This is a genomic window from Cyanobium sp. NIES-981 (assembly GCF_900088535.1).
GTDB lineage: Bacteria > Cyanobacteriota > Cyanobacteriia > PCC-6307 > Cyanobiaceae > NIES-981.
The window spans coordinates 837,064-860,150 of the sequence record NZ_LT578417.1 but is presented as its reverse complement, the minus strand read 5'-3'; the positions used below and the strand labels follow the sequence as shown (position 1 = coordinate 860,150).

The 23,087-nt window shown below is 60.9% G+C and carries 18 protein-coding genes; 8 read left to right on the top strand and 10 right to left on the bottom strand.

The genetic code is table 11. From position 1 onward, the window contains the following. Positions 1–19: 19 nt before the first annotated feature. From CBM981_RS15200 to CBM981_RS04350, 7 genes are all read right to left on the bottom strand, one after another. Positions 20–6,421: a DEAD/DEAH box helicase gene (locus CBM981_RS15200; protein WP_157665327.1), complete on the bottom strand. Its 6,402-nt coding sequence runs from the start codon at positions 6,419–6,421 to the stop codon at positions 20–22. A 36-nt stretch (positions 6,422–6,457) separates the two neighbouring features. After that, positions 6,458–7,369: a hypothetical protein gene (locus tag CBM981_RS15195; RefSeq protein WP_157665326.1), complete on the bottom strand. Its 912-nt coding sequence runs from the start codon at positions 7,367–7,369 to the stop codon at positions 6,458–6,460. A gap of 80 nt (positions 7,370–7,449) precedes the next feature. Beyond that, a complete protein-coding gene (locus tag CBM981_RS15190; protein WP_157665325.1) occupies positions 7,450–11,223 on the bottom strand; it encodes a hypothetical protein in 3,774 nt (1,257 codons plus the stop codon). Between the two features lie 325 nt (positions 11,224–11,548). Continuing rightward, entirely contained in the window at positions 11,549–11,899 is a 351-nt protein-coding gene (locus CBM981_RS04365; RefSeq protein ID WP_087067410.1) for an integrase core domain-containing protein, read from the bottom strand. Between the two features lie 18 nt (positions 11,900–11,917). Continuing rightward, a complete protein-coding gene (locus tag CBM981_RS16165; protein ID WP_369801687.1) occupies positions 11,918–12,013 on the bottom strand; it encodes a hypothetical protein in 96 nt (31 codons plus the stop codon). Positions 12,014–12,303: 290 nt separating this feature from the next. Beyond that, positions 12,304–12,549 carry a hypothetical protein gene (locus CBM981_RS04355; RefSeq protein WP_087067408.1) on the bottom strand — a complete coding sequence of 82 codons (246 nt, stop codon included), beginning with the start codon at positions 12,547–12,549 and terminating at the stop codon, positions 12,304–12,306. 106 nt (positions 12,550–12,655) lie between these two features. Continuing rightward, the gene (locus tag CBM981_RS04350) at positions 12,656–13,165 is read right to left on the bottom strand and encodes a hypothetical protein (RefSeq protein WP_087067407.1); all 510 of its coding nucleotides are present in this window, start codon (positions 13,163–13,165) and stop codon (positions 12,656–12,658) included. A gap of 194 nt (positions 13,166–13,359) precedes the next feature. Between CBM981_RS04350 and CBM981_RS04345 the strand changes: the two genes are divergently transcribed. The 4 genes from CBM981_RS04345 (at position 13,360) to CBM981_RS04330 (ending at position 16,517) form a co-directional block, all read left to right on the top strand. Further along, the gene (locus tag CBM981_RS04345; RefSeq protein WP_157665324.1) at positions 13,360–14,031 is read left to right on the top strand and encodes a MerR family transcriptional regulator; all 672 of its coding nucleotides are present in this window, start codon (positions 13,360–13,362) and stop codon (positions 14,029–14,031) included. Positions 14,032–14,111: 80 nt separating this feature from the next. Then, the gene (locus tag CBM981_RS04340) at positions 14,112–15,368 is read left to right on the top strand and encodes a VWA domain-containing protein (RefSeq protein ID WP_172820812.1); all 1,257 of its coding nucleotides are present in this window, start codon (positions 14,112–14,114) and stop codon (positions 15,366–15,368) included. Further along, positions 15,358–16,002 carry a metallophosphoesterase gene (locus CBM981_RS04335; RefSeq protein ID WP_087067404.1) on the top strand — a complete coding sequence of 215 codons (645 nt, stop codon included), beginning with the start codon at positions 15,358–15,360 and terminating at the stop codon, positions 16,000–16,002. The genes CBM981_RS04340 and CBM981_RS04335 overlap by 11 nt, the downstream gene beginning before the upstream one ends. Then, positions 15,999–16,517 (top strand): DUF4236 domain-containing protein, encoded by a 519-nt coding sequence (locus tag CBM981_RS04330; RefSeq protein ID WP_087067403.1) that lies wholly within the window; start codon positions 15,999–16,001, stop codon positions 16,515–16,517. The genes CBM981_RS04335 and CBM981_RS04330 overlap by 4 nt, the downstream gene beginning before the upstream one ends. 7 nt (positions 16,518–16,524) lie before the next feature. On the opposite strand, the gene CBM981_RS04325 is transcribed toward CBM981_RS04330, so the two are convergent. Further along, a complete protein-coding gene (locus CBM981_RS04325) occupies positions 16,525–17,364 on the bottom strand; it encodes a M20/M25/M40 family metallo-hydrolase (RefSeq protein WP_087069193.1) in 840 nt (279 codons plus the stop codon). A 297-nt stretch (positions 17,365–17,661) separates the two neighbouring features. On the opposite strand from CBM981_RS04325, the gene CBM981_RS04320 reads away from it, so the two are divergent. After that, on the top strand, positions 17,662–17,955 hold the full coding sequence (locus CBM981_RS04320) for a hypothetical protein (protein ID WP_225867533.1): 294 nt from the start codon (positions 17,662–17,664) through the stop codon (positions 17,953–17,955). Positions 17,956–18,702: 747 nt separating this feature from the next. On the opposite strand, the gene CBM981_RS04315 is transcribed toward CBM981_RS04320, so the two are convergent. Next, complete coding sequence (locus CBM981_RS04315) at positions 18,703–19,239, bottom strand: thermonuclease family protein (protein WP_087067402.1); 537 nt, start codon at positions 19,237–19,239, stop codon at positions 18,703–18,705. A 58-nt stretch (positions 19,240–19,297) separates the two neighbouring features. Between CBM981_RS04315 and CBM981_RS04310 the strand changes: the two genes are divergently transcribed. Together CBM981_RS04310 and CBM981_RS04305 are read left to right on the top strand one after the other, a co-directional pair. Next, positions 19,298–19,759: a VOC family protein gene (locus CBM981_RS04310; RefSeq protein WP_225867532.1), complete on the top strand. Its 462-nt coding sequence runs from the start codon at positions 19,298–19,300 to the stop codon at positions 19,757–19,759. A gap of 100 nt (positions 19,760–19,859) precedes the next feature. Next, a complete protein-coding gene (locus CBM981_RS04305; protein WP_087067401.1) occupies positions 19,860–21,083 on the top strand; it encodes a sodium:proton antiporter in 1,224 nt (407 codons plus the stop codon). A gap of 30 nt (positions 21,084–21,113) precedes the next feature. Here the strand turns inward: CBM981_RS04305 and CBM981_RS04300 are convergent, their stop codons facing one another. Beyond that, complete coding sequence (locus tag CBM981_RS04300; RefSeq protein WP_087069190.1) at positions 21,114–22,199, bottom strand: DUF362 domain-containing protein; 1,086 nt, start codon at positions 22,197–22,199, stop codon at positions 21,114–21,116. Between the two features lie 140 nt (positions 22,200–22,339). Between CBM981_RS04300 and CBM981_RS04295 the strand changes: the two genes are divergently transcribed. After that, positions 22,340–23,086, top strand: coding sequence for a superoxide dismutase (locus CBM981_RS04295; protein WP_087069189.1), 747 nt, complete (start codon positions 22,340–22,342; stop codon positions 23,084–23,086). Position 23,087 lies beyond the last annotated feature (1 nt).

Sequence of the window (23,087 nt, the reverse complement as noted above, 5' to 3'; positions counted from 1 at the left end):
GATGGGATTTGTATGATTCCTATCCAGGCTCGATCATCACGTAGGTTTTCTCTGTCACTTCGAATTCATTCTTGCCCCATGTGCGCTTGACAAAGTCAAGCCCTTTGTCGAACGTGACGAGATAAGATGAACGATCAGCACATACAATCTTCAACGTGCGTGCATGCTCAAGCTTTGGACCTGGCATGTTGTAGTTACGCCAACGCAAGCGGAAGTTCGGATAATCTCTAAGCTGAAGCTTAATTGCTTCTTGCCGCGAGAGGTCGTTGCCACCGAGAAACTCTTCTCTTAACTGGTTGGTATGGATAGTGATCTGACTTTCCTTCTTGAGCCAGGGCCCATCTAGTAGCTCCACAAGCATTAGTGCATAATGCCCTCTCTGATTTTCGAAATAGCGATCAGAGTAATCCGCTGATGCCAGCACTTTATCTTTTAAGACGTCCGACAAGCCCATCATGGTACGAAGATCATCAATGCCGTAGGAATAGCTGGTGGGCTTAAAGCGGAAGACCCTGGTTCCAGGATCCTCCAGCTGTGAGGAAGATACTTGCTTGCTTGATTCTGCCAGAGACTGGATCTTCAGGTATGCATCACCAACTCCCTGCTGACTCCTTGTGATGATACTTCTTGGCTCTCGATCAGCGAGAGTCAACATCTGGCCTGCCACAGCATTGGCAGATCCATGACCAAGGCAAAACATCTCCAAAGAAGAATCAGGATTATGATAAAGGTCTAGGTAGCCAGAGTCGATCCAATCGGCCAGCTTGCGCCGAGTGAACTTGCTGGCAGTATTCCCCTCATTGACTGGAAGAGCATTAAGAACACAGAGTACTGGCTGATCATTCTCCTTATGAGAGTCTATTGCCCGTTCGAGCATGCTCATCGAAAGGAAGCCTTTGAGATCCCTAAGTGCAAAAGCCGTGCCTTGACGTGCTGTTGCAACATACTGAGTCAGAAGCTCTGGCAGTTTTTCGACATCAAAGTAGCTGGAGTGACGTGCGAAAGAACGTTGGAACTGATCTGGGCTCAGCTCACCGACGATTGGCTCCAGGTATCGACGAACAAGATGGCGATCCAAGTCAGCGTGAAAACTCTGGTTCGAATAAGTACGCAAGCAGTTGTAACAGCTAGCGCCACACGAACAGGAACTGACCAGTTGAAGGGTACGCTTGAGCACATCATCAAACATCTCGGCAATCTTCTTGCTGTGACCGGCTCCAGACGCCACGTTGTCATAGATAACAATCTCGGCAGCGTTAACGTTATGTTCTACAGGGCGAAACAGGCCATCAAGCTCCGACCGATCGATATCAATGACATCAGAAGCAGCAGCGAGCAAGGCGTAGGTCAGCGAGCGCCAGAAACTGGACCCATCGGGATCGACCTCGTCAGTCGCCTCCTCATCCTGGGAAACGGAATCAACGCTGTTTCCTGATTCGATATTCATGAACTTGCCAAGGAGGGGAGGCAGATTCGCTTCCTCGGTAAAGCGGAGTTTTAAGAAGTCACTGCGAAACTGATGTGCAAGATGCAAAAGTAAAGGATTGCCCGTGCAAACCTTACCAGTGATGGGATTTGAATGCTCCATCTTCTGAAAAGGCTGTTTACCACGAGAGTTCTTCCCACATTTACTCTTAATCTGCGAAGACAGATCCAGGCCGCAGAATTTACATAGTCTGTAGCCACTCGTTGCAAATGAACCGGATCGACCTCGAGGTCCTTGGTTGGATAAAAAGAAGACTCCTGACCTGCTAGTTACCAGCTTATAAAACTTACTCGGCTTAATAGCCGTCAGATCAAGATCCTGGTCCGATTGTTCCTGGGCAAGGAAGACCTGAGAGGTCGGCTGCCGCAATGGTTTTCTGAACGGTGTAATCTTGGGAGTCTCTGACCAGTTGGTGCTGAAGGATCGAGGGATCACATAGGCTCTTCCAACACCTGCCTTGCCTTCCTTGACCTCAGCTCCGCAAACACGACATTCCAAGTCACCGGCTTGATTTTCAAGGTGCTTTTTAATATCAGCCTGACTGCTCTTGTTGACAAATACATTGCATTGGTCACAGACCCAGTAGTATCTCATTGCTAGGTCAATGGGGCGCACGACAGCAACCGACCGATGGACGCGGTCATCAACGACGACGTCTTGGCCTGGTGCATATTCCGTAAGGGCCATGCGACGGTCGCGCTGCAGACGATGGCCTCCGATACCTCCCACCCATGTGTCGTTTCGCTGCGTCAGCAGCTGAACAACATCGATTGGGAAGCCGTAGATCGGAAGAATGCTGGCCTGAGCCAGAACATCATGAAGCTTTAGCGCACGGATTTTTTTAAGTTCGCTTATGATCGCACTACGAGCCTTGCTAAGACGATCAGACTTAATCGCTGATTGTTTATCAATGCGGTCACGCACTTCCTTCCACTCTGAAAAGACATCGGCATAGTTTCTTACTTGGCCGTTCCAGTCCGCCACTTGCTCGTCCGCAAAACGCTCAGCTTCTTCTCTTAAGCCGATAAGAATCTCCTGCTCAGAATTCTCACTTCCTAGAAGTCCCAGAATTTTTTTGCAGTAAGTCTTGGCTTCGTTCCCACCAAGCCAAAGATGCAGTTTGGCGTAGTAGGCGGAGAGTTGCTTGCTTTCAACTTCAACCGGCTCTTGACTATCCAAGTCAGGGAGTCCAAGAAATTCACCAACGGTTAGGTCTTCTGTACCTAGTTGATGACTAAACCGTAGAAAATGTCCGATCAACTCGGCCTGTGCATGGCGTTTGGATATGGCATAGTTGCCAATATCCAGACTAGGAACCTTGTTTGATCCGGCAATCAGGTGGCGAGGCTGTTCGAAGAAATAGCGATCGTGAGGGCGACGCTGACCGTACATCACAGTGACCGCTAACCCATCCGCTCGACGGCCCGCTCGTCCGGCCCGCTGCTGGTAATTGCTGACGAATGGAGGAAAGTTTCGAAGTGCCACAACCTGCAGCTCGCCGATATCTACGCCGAGCTCAAGGGTCGTTGAGGAACTCAGCAGATTGATCTCGCCAGATCGAAAGCGATTTTCCCGTTCTGACAGTTCTTCAGGTTGTAGTTGAGCGGTGTGCTCTTCAGCTGTCAAGGAGATGGGCCGACGTTGAATCAGTGAAACATAATGCTGCTTGACCAGATTTCCATTTTTACGCTCCCTCAAAGACCCCTGGCATTTATGGGCTGGGCAGAGAAAGGCGTTTGGAGTGCGGCTGACCTCCAACAATCTCAGTCCTGGCTTGTGGAAGATTTGCTTGCATTGAGGACATTCATACCAATCGACTTTTGATGCTGAGAGGCTGTTTTGTCTCCATGCCAATTGGTAGCCTTGGCCTGGGTAAATAACAAGCAATCCACATTCAACAAGCGCGTCAAAGAGTTCACTCATCGTTTCGCCGCTGGGTATATGACCAAGACCCTTCTCAACTAGTCGAACAATCCTGTTCTGGACCTGGCTCCACTGTCCATCCTTATTCTTCCTTGGCTGGAATGAGATGATGTCTCTTTCATTCGTCAGCTTTGCCTTTTTAAGAAATACTCGGGGCTGCCCCCTGTTGCCTAAGATTCCTGGCCGACCGGCCTCGTCTCCGCCTGTCTCGCTGTAATAGTTCGAGGCATCCTGGATATCCACTGCACCCAATAGTCTGATCTCATCCGTCAGCCCAAAAAGGAAGACCTCGGCCCACTTTCGACTCCATTCCTCGTCCCAACCCAATATTGAACAAGTCTGGTCGATAAGCTGATCTGGTATGGCATCAAGATGACAGGCCACTAGCCCAAGGGCTTCCATGGATGTCCTCCTCGCTGACGGCAAACCAAACTCACAGAGCAACACCTCGCGAGCTCTCCTTGCCGCTAGTTTGTCGAGGTCCTTGCCCGCTCTGTTCAGCCTTAGATGTTGATTCAGTTCATTACTGGCATAGCTCTTATGATGAAGCTCAGGATCTCGATCGGGATGGGGGATGGAAGCCGCTCTGAGTAGCTGTCTTAATTCTTCCTCAACTTCTGTGATCGTGGCTGATTCATCAGTGGCCACTCTTAAGAAAGCTTTCCAGATACTCTGGCGATACAGAAACTCCGTATGCGAGCGTTGAAAGTCTGAGGCAAAGTAAGCCGCATCCTGGCGGCCATCTGAAAAAGTGAGAATCTTCGAATCTGGCTTTTCAATCTTGTCTGATTCCCCGTCAGTCGTGCTTGCAGGACGATGATTAGTCTCGCTGAGGAGATCAAACAAACGGTCAATGACCACAGACAATGGCGCATCGGTAAACGACGTGAAACGGCTCATCCAGTTCTGCCGAAGCCTCCTGGCACCACAGCCCGGGCAGCAGTTCGGAGATGGATCAATACCCTCTGCATCAGGCTTAGCCTTAGGTTTGACATACCTGTACAGCTGAAAGGTGTCCGCCGACAGAAACCTCTCCTTCTTTGAAGCCCTTGCTTCTGTTTCAATTACTTGCCACTGGCTGTTATCGTCCGCGATCAGAATAGGCTTTAGCTGATAGCCGCCATTCAAGGTAATGAGTTTCTCCAAAGCTGTGGGTTCCTCATCGCCTTCATCCTCTTCACCTGTTTCTTCATCGCTGCTCAAGAGTTGCCTCGGGACGGGAGTCAGAAACAAAATGCTCTCATTCTCCTCGATGTTCTCAATCGCGCGCGGCACCTCAGCTAGAATATTGCCTTTGCTTATGGCGAGAGAATAGACTTCACCGCATTTTCGGCACGAGGATAACTCCAAGACTGGACCTTCGCAGGATTCGCAGTGCGTGCGCCGATCTAGATACAGCCTTCCATAACCCATGACATTTCGGGTGTTTTCATCGCTTGCAGGAGCACCTGGACAACGGGGATTGATACATGCAAATAGTCCCTCCATGCTTCGGTAGAGAAGATGCAAGCGAACGGGAACAAGCGGTTGTTCATCAGGTCTGAGCCGTGCACTGGTCACGAGCTGGACCAGATTGGAGAGTGCTTTCAAAACACGGGGCAGCTCCTTCGGTTCCACATCCCCGTCCAGTGAACGAGGAATCGACCACAACTCAGGGCTTGTTGCGACTTGGGTCCACGGCAACGGCCCGTTGCCAAGAACCTTCATTAAGCGACGAATATGGGGATGACCTGCGAGAGCGTGCCAAAGGAACACGTGTACATCATCCCCAGCTTCCTTGAGCGCAGTTTGTATTTGCACCGAGGGAACAAACTCCTTAAGAGCTTTTGAGGCAGCCTCTACGGATTCATAGATAGATCCAACATCAAGAGACTCATAGTGTTCATACAGCTCTTCGTCGGGACATGTATCCACTTCGTAAGTAAGGCCGAAGCGCTTGTCTGGGCTAACTCTGGTGCCCCAGACCAGATGCTGTTCGCTGAAGGGCTCATCAAAAAGCTGCGAGGCAAAGCTGCAGACTTTCTGCTTGATCCCCGGCTGACGTGGATCACCTAAGGAAGCACTGGTAGCAATGGCTTGTATTTTTCCACTTGCATCAATTCCCATTGACAGCTTGAAGCGCCGCAGCAACATCGCCACTTCTGTCCCGGTTGAACCGCTGTAGGTATGTGCTTCGTCCAGAATCAGCATGCTGAAATGCTTGGATGACTCGAAGATATCCCCTCTTTCTTTTGGCCGCATGAGCATATGCTCAAGCATCGAATAGTTCGTGATCAATATCTGGGGAGGTGTCCTCCAGATTTCCTCTCGTGAAATGGCCTGAACGCGCATCACCCTCGTTGCGGCTTGTTCAACAAGCTCGACGGGGGGAAGACCTACTATCCTCTTCCTTTCAGATTCATCGAAGAGAGAGAGCAGTTCTTCACGGTCCGTTCCCATCAGCTCACGTCGCAGTGCTTCCTCAGCTTTGCCATGAGTTTTTTCAGTACGACTTGTATAGAAGCCAAATCGAATCAGATTTGGGCCTTGATCTTGTTTGCATAACAGCTTCCGCAGCCTTTTGACTTGGTCGTTGACCAAGGCATTCATCGGATAGAGAATCAACGCTTGCATGCCTGGGCGAGGATCCTGGAGCAGGCGCTGCAGCATTGGGATCAGGAAGCATTCCGTCTTACCCGAGCCGGTTCCTGTCGCCACAACGATGTTTGCATGATTCTTGACAGCGGCTACGACGGCTGCCTCCTGATGCGCGTACAACGGCCGGTCAGCTTCGAACAGCTGGAGCATCCTCTGATCGAGGAGACCTTCGTCCGACAACTCCCGAAGGGTCTTTCCAGCCTCATAGGGTTGGTTTCCCTCCAGGTAGGGATCCTGAGAAATTGTCCCCGGTTGCCTCAGTAGCTCCTCAAACCCGCGCCTGAGAGCAGCGTCGTTAATCGGGTAGGCAGCAATGAGATAGTCAACCAGGCTGTCCCTGGTGGTGGTGGCTGAAGAGACTGCGTCGAGGGGCATTGGTGGAGTGGCGGGAGCTGAAGGGATGGATATTGTTTACGCCAGCGGCTTGTTAATTCCTAGCTTTGTTTCAAGCAGTTTCGCGAATAAGTCTTTGTGCTTGAATCGGACTTGCATATACCTTGGGCGTCTATCACCGCTGTCGCTCGTAAACTGGGTGTCCGGAATTCTTTCAGTGTATCTATCAATCAATGCACGATAGGCGCTTGGTAATTCGTTTCTGATATGGGCTGGGATAGGCCTATCGAGATCAAGTAGTCTTGACTCATTTCGGTCAAGATCAATACGGTACGACGCAAGCATTGCCTGATCCTTGCTCAGCTTATACAGGCAAGCTGCTGTCTCCCAGAAATACGTTACGTCGTATTTTCGAGTGAGGAATGAACTCGCTCTAGCTCGGCGAAGCTGACTCATCTCACTTGGAAGAGCTACATCAGAATTGACCCAACGGCTTGCGAAGAAATCCTTACGCCGTGGAATATAGACTTCCAGATCTCCCCGAATATCTTCGTCACAAGCCTGCTCTGACATCGATAGCTCTATTTCAGTTGGCAGTGCGGGTTCGGGAAGGAACTGAAACAGCATGTCCTCCGTTTGCACAGCTATTCCTCTCGCTTCAAGGATTTCTCTGGATTCCCCAGCGGTCTTGGCAGTCTCTATCAGCCGAGTATCTATATCACACTCAGCATCAAGGAGCTCAACAACTGTAGTGAAGTAGGCTCGGTCGCCAACATACTTAGCACGCAGTGGCGCTTCACTCTCGATGATCAAACTGGGGGCGCCCATTCTGTACGACTTTCGACTCTCACCACTTGAGGCGATCTCAAATTCGCTTTCAAGAGCCTCAAGCTGTTCAATGACTCGCTCCCTCAACCCTTTTTCACCTACAACTTCTTGATCTGGTGGAAGAAGCGCTTCAATGTGAGTACAGATCTGCCAGTATGTCATCCCAAGACAGTGACTAGGATCATCGAGCTTGCGAGCACTCGATAAGAGTGTGACAATAAGCTGCTTTATTTCGGATGGCCTCATTCTCTTCCCCTCTTCCACTCAGCTCTGAAATCAAGGCCCGACTTTTTCGCAGTTGAGCCAACTAATGAATCCATCCCAGCACGCAACTTGTCTTTATCTTCATTATCAAGACTGGGAAGACTGATTCTGTGAAAAACAAACCGTCTCCCTGGAGCACGTTTTGTATCGGGGTACTCTACCGTTCTTCGTTCTAAGTGCCCAAAACTATCCTCCATCAGAGCTTCAATCTCTACGGCCAGCATGTCTTGGACCTTTTCGCTTCTCATGCCATAGACGACAATCTCAAGCATGTCAACACTTCTTCTTTTTTTTGCTGGAGCTTTAGTTGATGTAGCAGTAGATGGCGCTGTGGCTTGGGTTAATTGTTGGTCAACTCTGATTGTTGGCCCGTTAAGCACGCCCAATTGGTATTGGCAGATAAACCCCTGTCTCTGAATTGAGAAAATTACTGATTCTCTCGATAGCAGATACGGTTCGAATGCAGAAATGGGGATCTCGCAGCTGCCTGAGCTGTTTGCTGAAAGTACTCGTGAGTAATTCTCCTCATCCCCGGCCAGGCGCACGCGAATCTTTTCATGTGGCCACAGGCCAATTATCAGCCAATCGGCATTCCAGAAATCATGAGACTCCTGAAAAACCAAGGGTGAAACATCTCTCTCAATATCTAGCACTTTCAATATATCTTTGAATCTGTATTTGGCTTGCAATGATGCTGGCTTAAGTATGCGGATATCGGGTTGTTCGGCAATCATGATATTTCTGGACCATTTTCGCGTCTTTGTGCTTGTGTTTTCAAGATAAGATACACGAACCGAATAGAGGCCTGGACTGGCAATGAGTTTTCGTGCCCCTGCTTGCTGCCAGCCTTCGGTAGAGGGCACCTGAATAAATCCGATGGGCATATAAAACTCGTCATCTTCTATTTTAACAATCTCAATCTGTGCATCTGTGACTGCAGGTGGAAGCCATAGTTCTGGGTTCTCTGCCAGCATAACGAATCGATTGGCTTGCCCTGGGAGACTCAATCCTTTGAGAACTGGCTTGCTGTTAGGTTTGCCAGCGCCAGTGTTGACCCAGCAAATATCACACTTCTCGCCTTGGGCATTGGCAAGAGAGATTGTTCCAGGCTTCTCTGGTGGGCCCGTCTTTGCCAGCAGAAAAAGGCGCCATTCTCCTAGTTTTGACACTCTTATTGGCTCCTCAGTTTCTTCTACAATGCCGTCCGAAAGATCAACATCCCAACTACGTCTGACCAGAAGAGACAAGCTGCATCCAATCAAAGCTCCATCCTTGATGATTTCGTTTGTCTCGGAATCAAATAGGATATAAGGCTTGCTATTTATCAGGCCCTCACATCTCCACTCAGCAAGGACCGCGTTATCAAGGCCTTCGTGCCGAAGCGTTAAAACATATTCTTCGCCTTCTTCTGCAATCTTCACCCGTAGCTCTGGGATGATCAGATCCTCTTGTTTGCCATCAATATCAAGCTCGCCAATAACTCGCGGCGTTTTCTCCTTGGTTTCAAGCGTGATTGCGCAGTATGTCTTGTGGCTGAGGCGTCTTGCCTTCTCGATGGCAACTGATTGACTGGGAACAACCATCTCGAGATAGCAGTCCTCGTCGTCTAGATGAAGCACTACCCTCGGAGGGATGTCTCTTAGTCCCTTGGTTTGTCTCTTTTGCTCTGATTGAACTTGACTTGATCCTCCCGCTTCAATCTCCCGTCGAATGATCGCCGATAGCCATTCCTCTGGTTGGCTACCTTTCTGTAAAAGATCAATCTGCTGCTTGAGTGCAGCTGTGAATTCAGGGGTGAAGCCACCTTGATAATTGATACTAGAAATAAGTTGCAAGTCGACGCTCTTCTGCGAAGTCTGCGCCTTATCCACTCTCCCTAGGATGTCATGCAACCTCTTGCGATCAGAGCGACATGGAAATGACAGCTTCCAGGAATGCGAAATAATAGACCGTCGGGGGTCTGTTCTTGGTAAGACTAGTCTTCTGTGGGCATGGGCGTCAAAAATATCGTCTCTATCAAGCCATTTTGAGAGTCGTACCCAGGCGGCCGGGAGATTCCTGCTAAGAAACTGAGTTTCATTGGCACCATACACATCATCTCGCTCATAGCGTCTGTGAAACTCACCCTTCTCAAAGGGGGATGGGAAGCCCTGAGCAATAAGGCATGTCGTCCACAGGAAGGCAAAATATCTTGGCGGACCAGGTTGCTTGTAGTCCCATGTCTCTAATCTCTTGATGAGAAGCCGCGCAGGCGACAATCCACGATTAAAAGAGAACTCGCGCACGCGGTCCACAAGGGCCTGGGCTATAGCGGCGGGATCGGCCTCTCTGTCGCCCGTTACGAAGGCAAGGTCTTCTTCCGTTGACGGAATCCCCTGGCTGCTATTCTCGTTTGCCTTTTGAACAAAGCAATAATCAAGGAGCTTGATATTCCAGTGCTGTTCTGACCAGTCAGACCAGTGTTCCGGGATCCCTCTCAGGTATGGCGCAAACGGTTCGGCCGGTTCAAATTCCCCATCCAGGTCAGCTTCTGTCAGCTCGTCTTCGGACTGCTCGACTGCTTCTCCCTCTCGCTCAAGCCTTCTTAGCCTCGCTAGTTCTCGACGCTCTTCTTTTTCTTCTTCGCGAGACATTCTCCTCGTAATCCCTTTGCTCGGAGGCGTTTGGGAAAAGCTCCCTGAGGCAGCATCAGGCCTCGCATCTGCCTCGGCACGCTCTTCGAGTTGACGGCTCGCAGTGAGATCCAGATCTGGCATTACCCAGACCTCGGCTTCCAGTCGGGCCTTCTCGGCGGCGGCCTCCCTGGCCTTCCGTTCGGCCTCCTTCCGTTCAGCCTCCTCACGCTGAGCCTTGGCTTCGGCTTCCAGTCGGGCCTTCTCGGCGGCGGCCTCCCTGGCCTTCCGTTCGGCCTCCTTCCGTTCAGCCTCCTCACGCTGAGCCTTGGCTTCGGCTTCCAGTCGGGCCTTCTCGGCGGCGGCCTCCCTGGCCTTCCGTTCGGCCTCCTTCCGTTCAGCCTCCTCACGCTGAGCCTTGGCTTCGGCTTCCAGTCGGGCCTTCTCGGCGGCGGCCTCCCTGGCCTTCCGTTCGGCCTCCTTCCGTTCAGCCTCCTCACGCTGAGCCTTGGCTTCGGCTTCCAGTCGGGCCTTCTCGGCGGCGGCCTCCCTGGCCTTCCGTTCGGCCTCCTTCCGTTCAGCCTCCTCACGTTGAGCCTTGGCTTCGGCTTCCAGTCGGGCCTTCTCGGCGGCGGCCTCCCTGGCCTTCCGTTCGGCCTCCTTCCGTTCAGCCTCCTCACGCTGAGCCTTGGCTTCGGCTTCCAGTCGGGCCTTCTCGGCGGCGGCCTCCCTGGCCGCTCTCTGTGCCTTTGCCTCCGCTTCGAGACTTGACTGCTCAGCAGCGCTCTCTTCCTTCGCTTTCCGCTCGGCTTCTGCTTTTTCTGCGTACGTGGAAAGAAGGTTTGCTCTTAGTTCTGAAATCTTCTTCCTGTCAGACGAAATCGGTAATCTGATCCTCTCAATTCGGAGTAGCTGATCTGCAATTCTTGTCTTGAGCCGATCTCGCCGTTCTGGCGATGTGATCCGGTAGGTAAGTTCATCAAATATTCCGAGGAGCCTGAAGGTTTCTGATGCGGAGGATGACTCATCTATTAGAGCCTCCAGATCTTCTAGGGAAGCCTTTAAGAAAGGCCGTTTGCCTGATGAAGTAATGAATTGATACAGCAATCTGCCCAGGCTCCTAAGGCTCACCGGTCTCATGGCTCCTCTTGGCTAGTGGACGTCTCTGCACCTGCCGGTGGCAAGTCCCATGCCCAGCTGCCCGCGCATGCCAGTTGGCTGAGCAACGCCAACTGGGGTCGGGAGGTGGGGTCCGCATCCCCAAACCTCCGCAGCATCCGGAACAGGGGCTTGGTGGGATCGAGGCCGTGTAGGGCAGTCAGCCGGCAGGCTGTTTCCTTGCGCGAGGCGAGGGTGCGCTTGCCAAAAACGTTCTCGTCCACGATTGCAGCTCGGTGGGTGCTCTGTCTGAGCAGGTTGGTCAGTGACAAGGGGTGTGGGGTTCCTTCGATTTCGTGGACAGCGATCAGGGGGACACAAGGGTGAGTGTACGAGCGGCGATGAACTGCTGCCTGTAGTCGATCGGACATAGATAGCCGGTCGTTGAATGAAGGCGTTCGCAGCTGGAGTAACCCTCGATCCAGAAGTCCAGATCCCACCGAAGCGGCTGAGGGCTGATCAGTTCCCTGCGGTTGTCGTCGAGCTCCAGTTCCAGCTTTAGGGTGGAGAAGAATCTCTCTACCACGGCGTTGTCCCAACAACAGCCCTTGGCGGACATCCTGCAGACGATCTTCTTCCCACTGAGCAGATCCTGGTAGTCGATGGCCCGGTACTGGCTGCCCTGATCCGTGTGAATCAGCAGCTGCTCGGGCTCCACATGCCGCTGGCCGAGGGCTCAGTTGAGTGCCTCGACCACCAGAGCGGCATCCATCATCTGATCGAGCTTCCAGCCGACCACACGGCGGCTGAACAGTTCTATCCACACCGCCAGGTACCGCCAGCCCGCTGTGGTGCGGATACAGGTGATGTCGCCCGCCCAGCAGCGGTAGGGGGGGCGGGGGCTGGAAGTCCTACTGCAGCAAGTTCTCCGCGACCCCAGAGCCGCCTCTGCTGCCGTTGCGGCAGGGCCGGAACGCCTTGCGGGTCCTGGCTCTCAGTTCCGCACCCGTTCAAACCAGTAGTCGAACAGGGCCTTCTGATCGGCGCCATTGAGCGGTGCGGCCACGGGGCGTTGCCAGGCGGATGGGGTAGTGAGGTTAGGGCGATCCAAGGGGATTCACCTCAAGGCTTGCGCCCACCATTGCCCGTACCACGGGCGGCGCAGCGTTCCAGATGCAGGATGCGCTGGGCATGACGATCGAGCTGGGGGCTCCACACGGGTTCACCGGGTTGCACCGGTTGCACCTCAGGTTCTTTGGAACCAGCCAAGTCTGCGGGGGGTGAGGTCTGGGTGTCCGGCTGGGTATCCAGCGTGGCCACCAGCAGCAGCACGAGCACCAGTTCGGCGGCGAGAGGGAGGTCGATCATCGGGATGGGAGGTGGTCTATCTGGTGGATGTCGTCATGCTGGAGCGGCTGGCTGGAGCTGAATCACTTCTCCTGCGAAAGACCACTCCTCCAAGTTAGCCGGGCGCCTAGTCCGCCGCGCCCAGCCGGGCCTTCTCGGCCGCCTCCTGGCGGATGGTGTCCAGGCGGGCCTGCAGCGGCTGGTTCACCTGGCCGAGGGTGAGACCGCTCATGCCCATCAGCTCCATCATGAACTGATTGGCCGGCACGTTGTTCCGGAAGCCCACCACGGCGTTCTGCAGGTGGCCCGAGCCGTCCCCATGGGTCACGGTGAAGCTGTAGTCGTGCGTTTTGGCGCCGAAGCCCAGTAACCCCGGGATGCCGAACAGCACGGTGGTGGCCACGCCCAGGCCCACATCTGTCTTGCTGCCCGAGCCGCCCTGCGACCAGGAGAGGATCTGCTCGCGGGGGATGCTCTGGCCCGGAAGATTCAGCGCCCCGTTGGCGATGGTCACGGTGCACTCCTGCCCGCCTGCGCACAGGGCCTGGTACACCCCGGCCATGGCTGGAGCGGCCTGAAGCGCCACCCCGGCGAGCAGGGCGCCGGCCCATCGGCGGCGGTGGCGAAGCAGCTCCATGGCCGCTGGTCATCCAGGTGCCTCCGCATCCTGGAGGTCTCCCTGCGGCCACGGGGCTGCACCGCAGATCTCGCGGGGCAGGCCTCTGGTGATTCGCATGAAGAGCCGGGGACTGCCCGCCCGATCCCCCCATGCTTGGAGCAACCCACGGCAAAGCGTTGACACCTGCACTGCAAGCGTCTATGATTAGGCGCATGGTTCCTGCCTCTCCCCCTCCCGCGTTCGACGCCGATGGCCTCTACGGCCTCGACGCCCTGCTGGCCGCCGCGGGCGAGCGGCTGGGGGAGGAGATCAGCGCCCGCACCGTGCGCCTCTACGCCACCCAGGGCCTGCTCGACCGGCCGGGCCGCACAGGCCGGCATGCGGTCTACGGCCAGCGGCAGCTGCTGCAGCTGCTGCTGATCCGCAGCCTGGCCCGGCGCGGCCTCAGCCTCTCGGCGATCGCGCCCCTCTGCGCCCTTCCGGACGCCGAGATCGCCCAGCAGCTCGCGGAGGTGGAGGCCACCGATCCCGAGCTGGCCGAGCGGGAGGCCTTCCGCCAGCCCGCCCTCGACTATCTCCGCAGCCTGCGCCAGCCCCCTTCAGCGCCCTCCGACCTTGACGACGCGGTGACCCCGGTGGAGTCGAGCCGTTCGCTGTTGCCGCTGCTCGGGGCTCCCGTGGGCCGGCGCAGTGAATCCGAGGGCGCTGCCGCGGCGGTCAGCCGGGAGGCCAGCAGCCGCTGGCATCGCTTCACGCTGATGCCGGGGGTGGAGCTGCACCTGCGCGACGGCGTGGTGCTGCCGCCGGCCGGCCCGCGCCGCCGCCAGTGGCTGCATCGCCTGAGCGAGCGCCTGGCCGCCCTGCTCGACCCCGAGGACGGCTGAACCTGACTCCCTCACATTCTTCGTTCCTCACCCTCTGCGCCCCGAGTCCCTCAACTCCCGCCCCTTGCATGTCCACTCCGATGACCCAACCCACCCTCCGCTTCCGTCCCCTGCTGCCTGCCGTGGCCGGTGATGCCGCCAGCAGCCTGGATCTGGTGATCACCGTGGCCACCCCACCGCCACCCCCGGACGATGCCGCCGCACCCCGCCGGCCGCTGAACCTGGCCCTGGTGATCGACCGCTCCGGCTCGATGAGCGGCACCAAGCTCAGCCATGCCCGCAAGGCGGCCCGCTTCCTGGCCGGCCAGCTCACCGCCGCCGACCGGCTGGCGATCGTGAGCTTCGACGACGAGGTGCAGGTCGTGATGCCGTCGCGGCCCGCCGGCGATCCCCAGCCCTTCATCGCCGCCATCAACACCATCCGCAGCGGCGGCTGCACCGCCCTGCACGACGGCTGGCTGGCCGGGGCCCAGCAGGTGGCCGAGCAGCTCGAGCCGGCGGCGATCAACCGCGTGCTGCTGCTCTCCGATGGCCAGGCGAACCAGGGCCTCACCCACCGCGGCCAGATCGCCGAGCAGGTGGCCGGGCTGAGCCAGCGGGGCATCAGCACCAGCGCCTTCGGGCTGGGCAGTGGCTTCGACGAAGACCTGATGGGCGCCATGGCCGCCGCCGGGGGCGGCACCCTGGCCCACATCGAGAGCCCGGCCCAGCTGGCCGATCTCTACGCCAGTGAGCTGCGCGGCCTGGCGGGCACGGTGGGCCGGCAGGTGAGCCTCGGCATCCGCGCCAAGCACGGCGCGCGGGTTGCGGACGTGCTCAACGACCTGCCGCGCACCAGCTACGGCAACCATCAGCTGCCGGCCCTGCGGCTGGGCCAGGAGCTGGCGGTGGGCCTGCGGCTGCAGCTGCCGGCCTGGGTGCCGAACCAGGAGATCGCCAGCGTGCGGCTGGCCTGGGATGCTCCGGGCGAGGCCCGGCGCCAGACGCTGATCGAGCACCTCACCCTGCCGGTGCGCTCGGCCGCTGATCTGGCCCAGCTGACGCCCGATGCGGCGGTGGCCGAGGAGCTGGCGCTGCTGCAGGCCAACCGCGATCGCCGCCGGGCGCTTGAAGAGCTCGACCGTGGCGACTGGCTGGCGGCGGACCGCACCCTCTCGGCCGCCCATGCCGCCCTGGCCGCCCTCTCCCCCACGCTGCGCACCATGAAGGAGCTGCAGCTGCTGGAGCGCAAGCGGGATCTGCTCAGGAACGACCGCAACCGGGCCCGCAAGGGTCTGAGCCGGGAGTCGCTGCGCTCCAGCCTGCAGGTGTGGGACGACGACGGCGATGCCAGCTGAGCGGGTGGTGGCGATCGGCGATGTGCACGGCTGCGCCACCCTGCTGGAGCAGGAGCTCCAGCCCCATCTCCACAGCGGCGCCGAGCTGATCATCCTGGGGGACCTGTTCGACCGGGCCCCGGAGCCCGGCGGCGACCTCCGGGTGCTGGAGCGGGTGCGGCAGCTGCAGCAGGAGCCCGGCCGCCACGGCCTGGCCGGGGTCACGGTGCTGCGGGGCAACCACGAGCAGATGCTGCTCGATCTGCTGGAGGCTGAACGCGGCGGTGATCGGGCCCGGGCCGCCGCTGCCAGGGGGCTCTGGCGCAGCAACGGCGGCGACCCCGGCTTCCTGCCGGCGGCCCGCGAGCACCGCCGCTGGCTGGAGGCGCTGCCCCACACCGCCATCCGCGGCCGCCACCTGTTTGTGCATGCCGGCGTGAGGCCGTGGGTGCGGCTCGAGCGCCAGAACCCCGACGACCTGCTCTGGATCCGCCGCCCCTTCCTGGAAGCGCCCGAGCACGGCCTGCCCTACACCGTGGTGCACGGCCACACCTTCCGGCCCGACTTCCGCATCACCCGCCTGCCCCACCGCATCGGCATCGACACCGGCGCCTACTGCAGCGGCCGGCTGACCGCCCTGCCCCTGACCCCATGACCTTCCGCTTCCGCCGTTCCGCCCGCCTCGGGCCGCTGCGCTTCAACTTCGCCCGGAGTGGGCTGAGCTCGATCTCGATCGGCGGGCCCGGCGCCTCGCTGAACGTGCCGGTGGGCCGCTCGGGAACGCCCCGCACCACCGTGGGGCTGCCGGGAACGGGCCTGAGCTGGAGCCTGGAGCACCCGGCCGGCCCGGCGGCTGGGTTGCCCAACAGCCGCCGGCTGCGGCCCGGCCAGCTGGAGCGGCTGCGGCTGTCGCTGCTGCAGACGCTCCAGCAGGAGCTGTTCGGTCCGGGCAGGCCCGGCGAGCGGCTCTGGAGGGAGGGTCGGCTCAGCCGCCTGCTGGCGGACGACCGCCTCAGCCCAGCCGCAGCCGGCCTGCTGGCGGTGATCGAAACCCCCGAGGCGATGGAGGCCTACCTGCTGCGCTCCCGCAGCCAGGACGATGCCCGGCGCCGCGCCCAGCGCTGCATCCAGGCCGTGGAGGAGGCGTGGCGGCTGGCCGGGGTGCCGTGAGCGGCCGTCACAGCACCCGCAACGCCGCCTCCAGCCCCTCCGTCACCGCCGCCAGAAAGGGCAGATCGAGGGTGTCGATCGTGTCGCTCATCTGGTGGTAGTGGGGGTTGCGCATGAAGGAGGTGTCGGTGACCATCACGGCGTCGTAGCCGCGGTCCCAGAAGGGGCTGTGGTCGCTGAGGCGCACGTCCGGCAGGGCGCGGCCGGCATCCGGCACCGGCAGCATCTTGGTGGGCACATGCCGGCCCAGGCGTTGTGCCAGCCGCGGCAGGGTGAGCGCCATGGCGGGGCTGGCATTGCCCACCAGGGCGATGAAGTCGCCGCGATCGCCATAGACGAGGCGCATGGCGGGGTGGGGATAGTCCTGTTCCTCGGCGGTGTAGCCGAGCATCTCCAGACTCACCATGAGCTCGAGCGGTTGCCGGCGATGGCGCAGCTCCCGGGCGAGGGCTTTGCTGCCGACCATGCCCCACTCCTCCTGATCGAAGGCCACCAGCCACACCGGCCTGCGGGGGGGCTCCGCAGCCCAGCGGCGCGCCAGCTCCAGCAGGGCCGCCACGCCGGTGGCGTTGTCGTCGGCACCGATCGACTGCAGCGGGCCGTCGTAGTGGGCGCCGACCAGCAGGGGATCGAGCTCCGCGTGCTGACCCGGCAGGCGCAGGATCAGGTTGACGCCCGCATCGGTGCCCTCCTGGAAGCGGTGCTGCTCCACCGGGCCGCAGCTGTGGAGCTCCTCGAGCACGTAGGCGCGCACACTCATCAGCCCAAGCGGATCCCAGCGGGCGTGGCGGGGCCGGGCGAGCTGCACGAGGTGGGCGAGGAGGCGCTGCTGAGGTTCTGTGCGCATGGACATGCCGAGCTCACGGGTTGGTGATCCGCCGGGTTGTCCCTGCGGACGCAGTGCTGATGGATCCAGCCTGGGACCTCAGTGCTCTCGCTGGGAACTCTCCTGGCGCCTCACCCTTTCCGGCTTTAGCAGAGGCTGGATGCCCATCAGGACGCCATCGCGATGGTGTTCGCCGCTCCAGCGCAGCTGTTCGGTGAGGGGAGAACTGGAGGATGCGGGCGGCCACCTGCTCAGCTTGGAGCTGCTGGGCCCATAGGTTGAAGCTCCTGTTCCCTGCAGCCCTGGGCCGCTGGTGTGATGCCTGCTCTCCTCCAACCCCGTTCGCTGGCCCTTCTGCTGGGCGGTGCCGTTCTGGGTCTGCTGCTCAACCACGTGCTGGCGGCGGCCGGGGTCATGTCGGGGGGCAGCTGCCTGCCCCTGCGGGCGCTTGTCTGGCCCCTGGCGGCCGTGGCGATCGCCGCCCTGCTGGCCCAGGCGCTGGTGCTGGTGGCACGGCTGGGCATCCGGGTGGAGATCTTCACGCGCAGCCCGGTCGACATCAGCACCCGGCGCGCACCGATTCAGGCCCAGGTGACCCGGGTGCGGCTCTGACTGGAGGCCAGGTTGGCGGGCCGGCACGGCCTGGTTGGCGGGCGGGTGCGGCCTGGTTGGGCCCTTCCCGAGGATGCGGTGAGATTCCTGCCAATGTGAATCCATGTCATCCTCACGTTCTGCCGGGCTTGTTGCTTGCCAGCGAATCCATAGAGAGATCTTGCCGCCTCGGTTGTGCTGATGATTCGTTCCCGAGCCAAGGGTTGTCTGGTGGCCACTGTGATGGCTGTGTCTGCCCTCATTGTTCCTTCCCCTTCTGCGGCAGCATGCCGTGATCTGGTACAGGGTGATCCTTACTTCAAAAACTGGTCACGCTGCTGCGATGCGCGCGGTGGCAGCAACTGGACAAGGAGGAGCACCGGCAAGACGAGCTGGTATTCCAAAACCTGTGCTGACTACGGCGTGCAAGATTCAGCCAGCTCGGCAGCTCGGCCGGTGTGTCGAGCGCTTCGGCCAGGGGATCCGTATTTCAACAGCTGGAGGCGTTGTTGTGATGAAGGCACCGGCAGCCGCTGGTGGAAGCGGTGGGGTGGTGACGATGAAGGAACGCTCTACGGCAAGGACTGCCGTGGCTATGGAATCGACCCATAGCCATCGCCATGGCGGTTCCGCTCTGTTGCTCTTTCCTCGCCCGGTCCAAGACCCCGCGCAGCCCCAGCTGCCGACCGTTCACCGGTTGATCAACCGTGGACCAAGGTTTCAGGCTTCAGTGCCAGCAGCAATGGGTGCCTGGCGTCATGGGCGCGATCAGGGTGCCGCAGCGCGTTCGGTGACCCTGGCCGCACTCCGGTTGGAGCGCTGGGAACGACGGAACTCCCAGGGCCGGGTGATCCCCCCGGGCACCTGCCAGGCGCCGCGGCGGCGCCGGCTGGCCCTGGATTCGGCCTCCTCGTACGCCCTGGCATCGCACTGGTGCAGGTAGCGCCGGTAGACGAAGGCCTGGCCGTCCTCCACCAGCGCCAGCCCGAGATTCACCTCGCCGATCACCTCCGCCACCAGGCGCCCGTAGCGGTCGGTGCTCTTCACCAGCAGCCGCACGGGAGCCCCGATCGGCAAGCGGTTCTGCAGCGCGTTGCGGGCCTGCGCACCGTGGGGCCGCTGGGCCAGTTCGGGGGCGTCGATGCAGGCCAGCCGCACCGTGAGGGTGGTGCCGCTGCGGCGCACCCGAATCGTGTCGCCGTCACCGATGGACAGCACCGTGGCCTGCCGGGGCTGGCCGGCTGCGCCGTCCGGCAGCGAGAGCCCCAGCAGCAGCACCAGATGGGGCAACAGAGCTCTGGGCATCGCTGCAGCGGCTGGAGAGAGCCAGATTGGAATGAAGCCCGCTCTGCAGGGATGCTGCGTGACGCCTGACCCCGTTTCCTCCCCGTCTGACCCCGCGCTGCAGGCGCCCGTGGAGAAGACCGTGGAGAAGACCGCGGGGAAGCCAGCGGTGTGTGGCTCGATCGTGCTGGCGGCCGATGAGCCGGCGGCCCTGGCCTGCTTCTACGGGGCCCTGCTGCAGGTGGAGCCGCAGCAGGGGCTGAGTGCCCGTCACTGGCGGCTGCCCTGGCCCGCCGGCGGACTGCTCGAGTTCTATGCCCCCTCCCGCAGCCGGCCCCAGCCCCGCCAGCCGGGCCGGCTGGCCCTCTGCCTGCAGCGCTCCGCGGCCGGAGCCGACCCCGTGGCGGTGCTGGAGGCGTGGATGGTGCAGGCCCTGGAGCTGGGGGCCGTGCCGCTGCTGCCGCCCGTGCGCGAATCGTTCGGAGCCGAGGCCTGGCTGCTCGACCCGGAGGGCAACCGGCTGCTGCTGCTGGTTCGCTGAAGGCCGGCCGGCCCGACCCGCCGCCGCCCGCCTTCAGACTCCACGAGACTCCAGGGCCCGCCCCGCACAGGGCCCGCACCGCACAGTGCCCGTGCCGCCCATGCCCACCATCGAATCGGTTGAGCTGCTGCTGCTGGTGGCCGCGGTGGTGGCCATGGCGGCCCGCCGCCTGCGGCTGCCCTACAGCGTGGGCCTGGTGCTGGGGGGCATCGCCCTGGCCTGGCTGCCCTTCGGGCCCAGCCTGGTGCTGACGCGGGAGCTGATCTTCAACGCCTTCCTGCCGCCGTTGATCTTCGAGGCCGCCTTTTACATCGCCTGGCCGTCGCTGCGCCGCGACCTGCCGGTGGTGCTCACCCTGGCCACCGCCGGGGTGGTGCTCTCGGCCGGCGTCACCACGGTGGGGATGCACGTGCTGGCCCACTGGAGCTGGCCGGCCTCCCTGCTGTTCGGCGTGCTGATCTCGGCCACCGATCCGGTGTCGGTGATCGCCACCTTCAAGGAGGCGGGCGTGCATGGCCGGCTGCGGGAGCTGGTGGAAGCCGAGAGCCTGCTCAACGACAGCACCGCCGCCGTGGCCTTCGGCATTGCCATCGCCTTCGCCAGCGGCGCGCCGATCACCCCGCTGGGCACCTTTCAGGTGCTGGCGGTCACGGTGGCGGGCGGCGTGGCCTGCGGTGCCCTGGTGGCCGCGGGCGTGCTGGCCCTGGCCGGCCGCACCGAAGACCCCCTGGTGGAGATCACCTTCACCACCGTGGCGGCCTACGGCTCCTTCCTGCTGGCGGAGCACCTCGGCGTGTCGGGGGTGCTCGCCACCCTCACCGCCGGCATCCTGCTGGGCAACATCGGGCCCCTGGGCGCCATCTCGCCGCAGGGCCGCGAGGCCGTGCAGTCGTTCTGGGACTATGCCGCCTTCGTGGTGAACTCCCTGATCTTCCTGCTGATGGGGATGCTGGAGGCCCATCAGAACTTCAACCGGGTGCTGCTGCCGATCGGCATCGCCATCGCCCTGGTGATCGCCGGGCGGGCCCTGTCCACCTACCTGTGCTGCAGCGTGTTCCTGGGTTCACCCCTGCGGGTGAAGGCCAGCCACCAGCACGTGCTGGTGTGGGGCGGGCTGCGCGGTGCCCTGGCCCTCGCCCTGGCCCTGGGCCTGCCCACCAGCCTCCCCTACCGCGATGCGGTGGTCACCGTGGCCTTCGCCGTGGTGGCCTTCTCGGTGATCGTGCAGGGGCTCTCGATCACGCCGTTGATGCGCGCCCTGGGGGAGATCGGGCCGGCCGCCCCCGAGCCTGCTGGCGCCGGCGGCCTGGATGCCGGCCTGTAGGTCGGCTGGGGACAGGGGAACAGGCCTGGATCAGGCCTGGATCAGCGGGCGGATCTGGTCGGCCATGGCGCGGCCCGGCCCATCGGCCGTCACAATCTCGATCCTCTCGGCAGAGTCGACCCCCAGATTCAGTTCCACGGCCCGTTGGATCTGCTCCAGCTCCCAGATGGAGCCCCGGGACACCGCCGACGTGGTGCCCAGCAGGCGCAGCAGGGCAATCCCCACCACATCCACCGCCACCCGGTCCGTGCCGGCGAGCATCACGTCGGCCCGGGCGAGCGTTCCCCGGTCGGGGCCCCCGTCCACGAAGGCTTCCACCCCGTCGAGCAGCACCAGGGCCGGCGCATAGGCCTGGTTGATCTCGGCGATCATCCGCCGCTGATGGGGGGAGGAATGCAGATCGCCCATGTAGTTGTGGGCATCGCCCGGAACGGTTTTCGCCACCAGGCCCACGCTGTTCTTCAGCGACAGGGTGAACTGCCCACCGAAGCGATGGGTCTTGAGGCAGCAGGTGCTCACCACGGCGCCGGCGTCAAGGGCGGGCCGGGCGAAGGCGTAGCCCCGGGGCCAGTGGGTGCCCTCCGCAGGCACCTGCAGCCACTGGTTCCGCTCCAGTTCATCGAGCACCAGGGCCCGCAGGCCGAGGCGATCCGCCAGGCGGAACACCCCCTTGCTCTCCATGGCGGCGCGGGAGTCGGCCATGCCGGAGCGATCCCCGATCGTGATCGTGCCGGCGCCAGCCTTCTGCAGATCCCGCACCAGGGCCTCCAGCAGCACTGGATCCGTGGCGGCGGGCGCTGGATCCGCCGTGTTGAAATTCGGTTTGAGGAACACGCTGTTCCCCTCCAGCCCCGTGGGCTGCAGCAGATCGAGGGCCTGGTGGGTCCCGGCGGCCCGATCCTGCGTGCGGATCAGCGCGACCCGACTCACCCCTGGGGCTGGCCGAGCAGCTGGCCCAGCCTGGGATGGGGCGGAGCTGCTGACCGGCGCCCCGACGGACCCGGAGGAGGAGCCGGCCTTGCAGGCCACCGAGAGTGCCGCACCGCCGGTGGCCAGCCCGGCGAGCCTGAGCAGTCGGCGTCGGCTCCAGCTCTGCAGAGGATCGGAAGGGGGCATGGACAGGCGCACGCGGCCCGGTCCATCAGCTGCCGGACGTGCAGGTTCACTATGGCCCCGCTGAGGCTGGCTGGGGTGGCTGGCCGCGGGGCCGCCGCATCCGCCAGGCTGGCCATCCCGCCCTGCTCCCTTTCCGTTCCATGCACCCTCGCGTTTCGGGCCAGGCCCTGCTGGCCTGCCTCACCTCCCTGCTGCTGGTGCTGGGCCTCGCGGCCCCCGCCTGGGCTGAGTTCACGCTGCCGCCGCTCCCCTATCCCGCCGAGGCGCTGGAGCCGGCGATCGACGCCACCACCATGACCCTCCACCACGACCGCCACCACGCCGGCTACGTGGCCAAGTTGAATGCGCAGATCGACGCCAATCCGGCTCTGGCGAACCTCAGCCTGGAGGCGCTGCAGGGCCAGATCTCCCGCTTTCCCGAGGCGGTGCGCAACAACGGCGGCGGGCACTGGAACCACAGCCAGTTCTGGGCCGTGATGGCACCGGCGGGGCAGGGCGGCGAGCCGTCGGCTGCGCTGCTGGCGGCCATCGAGGCCAGCTTCGGGTCGCTGGAGGCGATGCAGGGCCAGTTCAACCAGGCGGCGGCCGGCCGCTTCGGTTCAGGCTGGGCCTGGCTGATCCGCCGGCCCGATGGGCGCCTGGCGATCACCAGCACCCCGAACCAGGACAACCCGCTGATGGACCTGCCCGGCCTTGAGCGGGGCACACCGCTGCTGGGGCTCGATGTCTGGGAGCACGCCTACTACCTCAACTACCAGAACCGGCGGCCTGACTACATCCAGGCCTGGTGGACTCGGGTGAACTGGAACGAGGTGAACCGCCGCTATGGCGCTGTGGTGGCGGCGGCTCCAGGATCCGTGAGCCAGGGTCTTCGCCAGACCAGTTGAC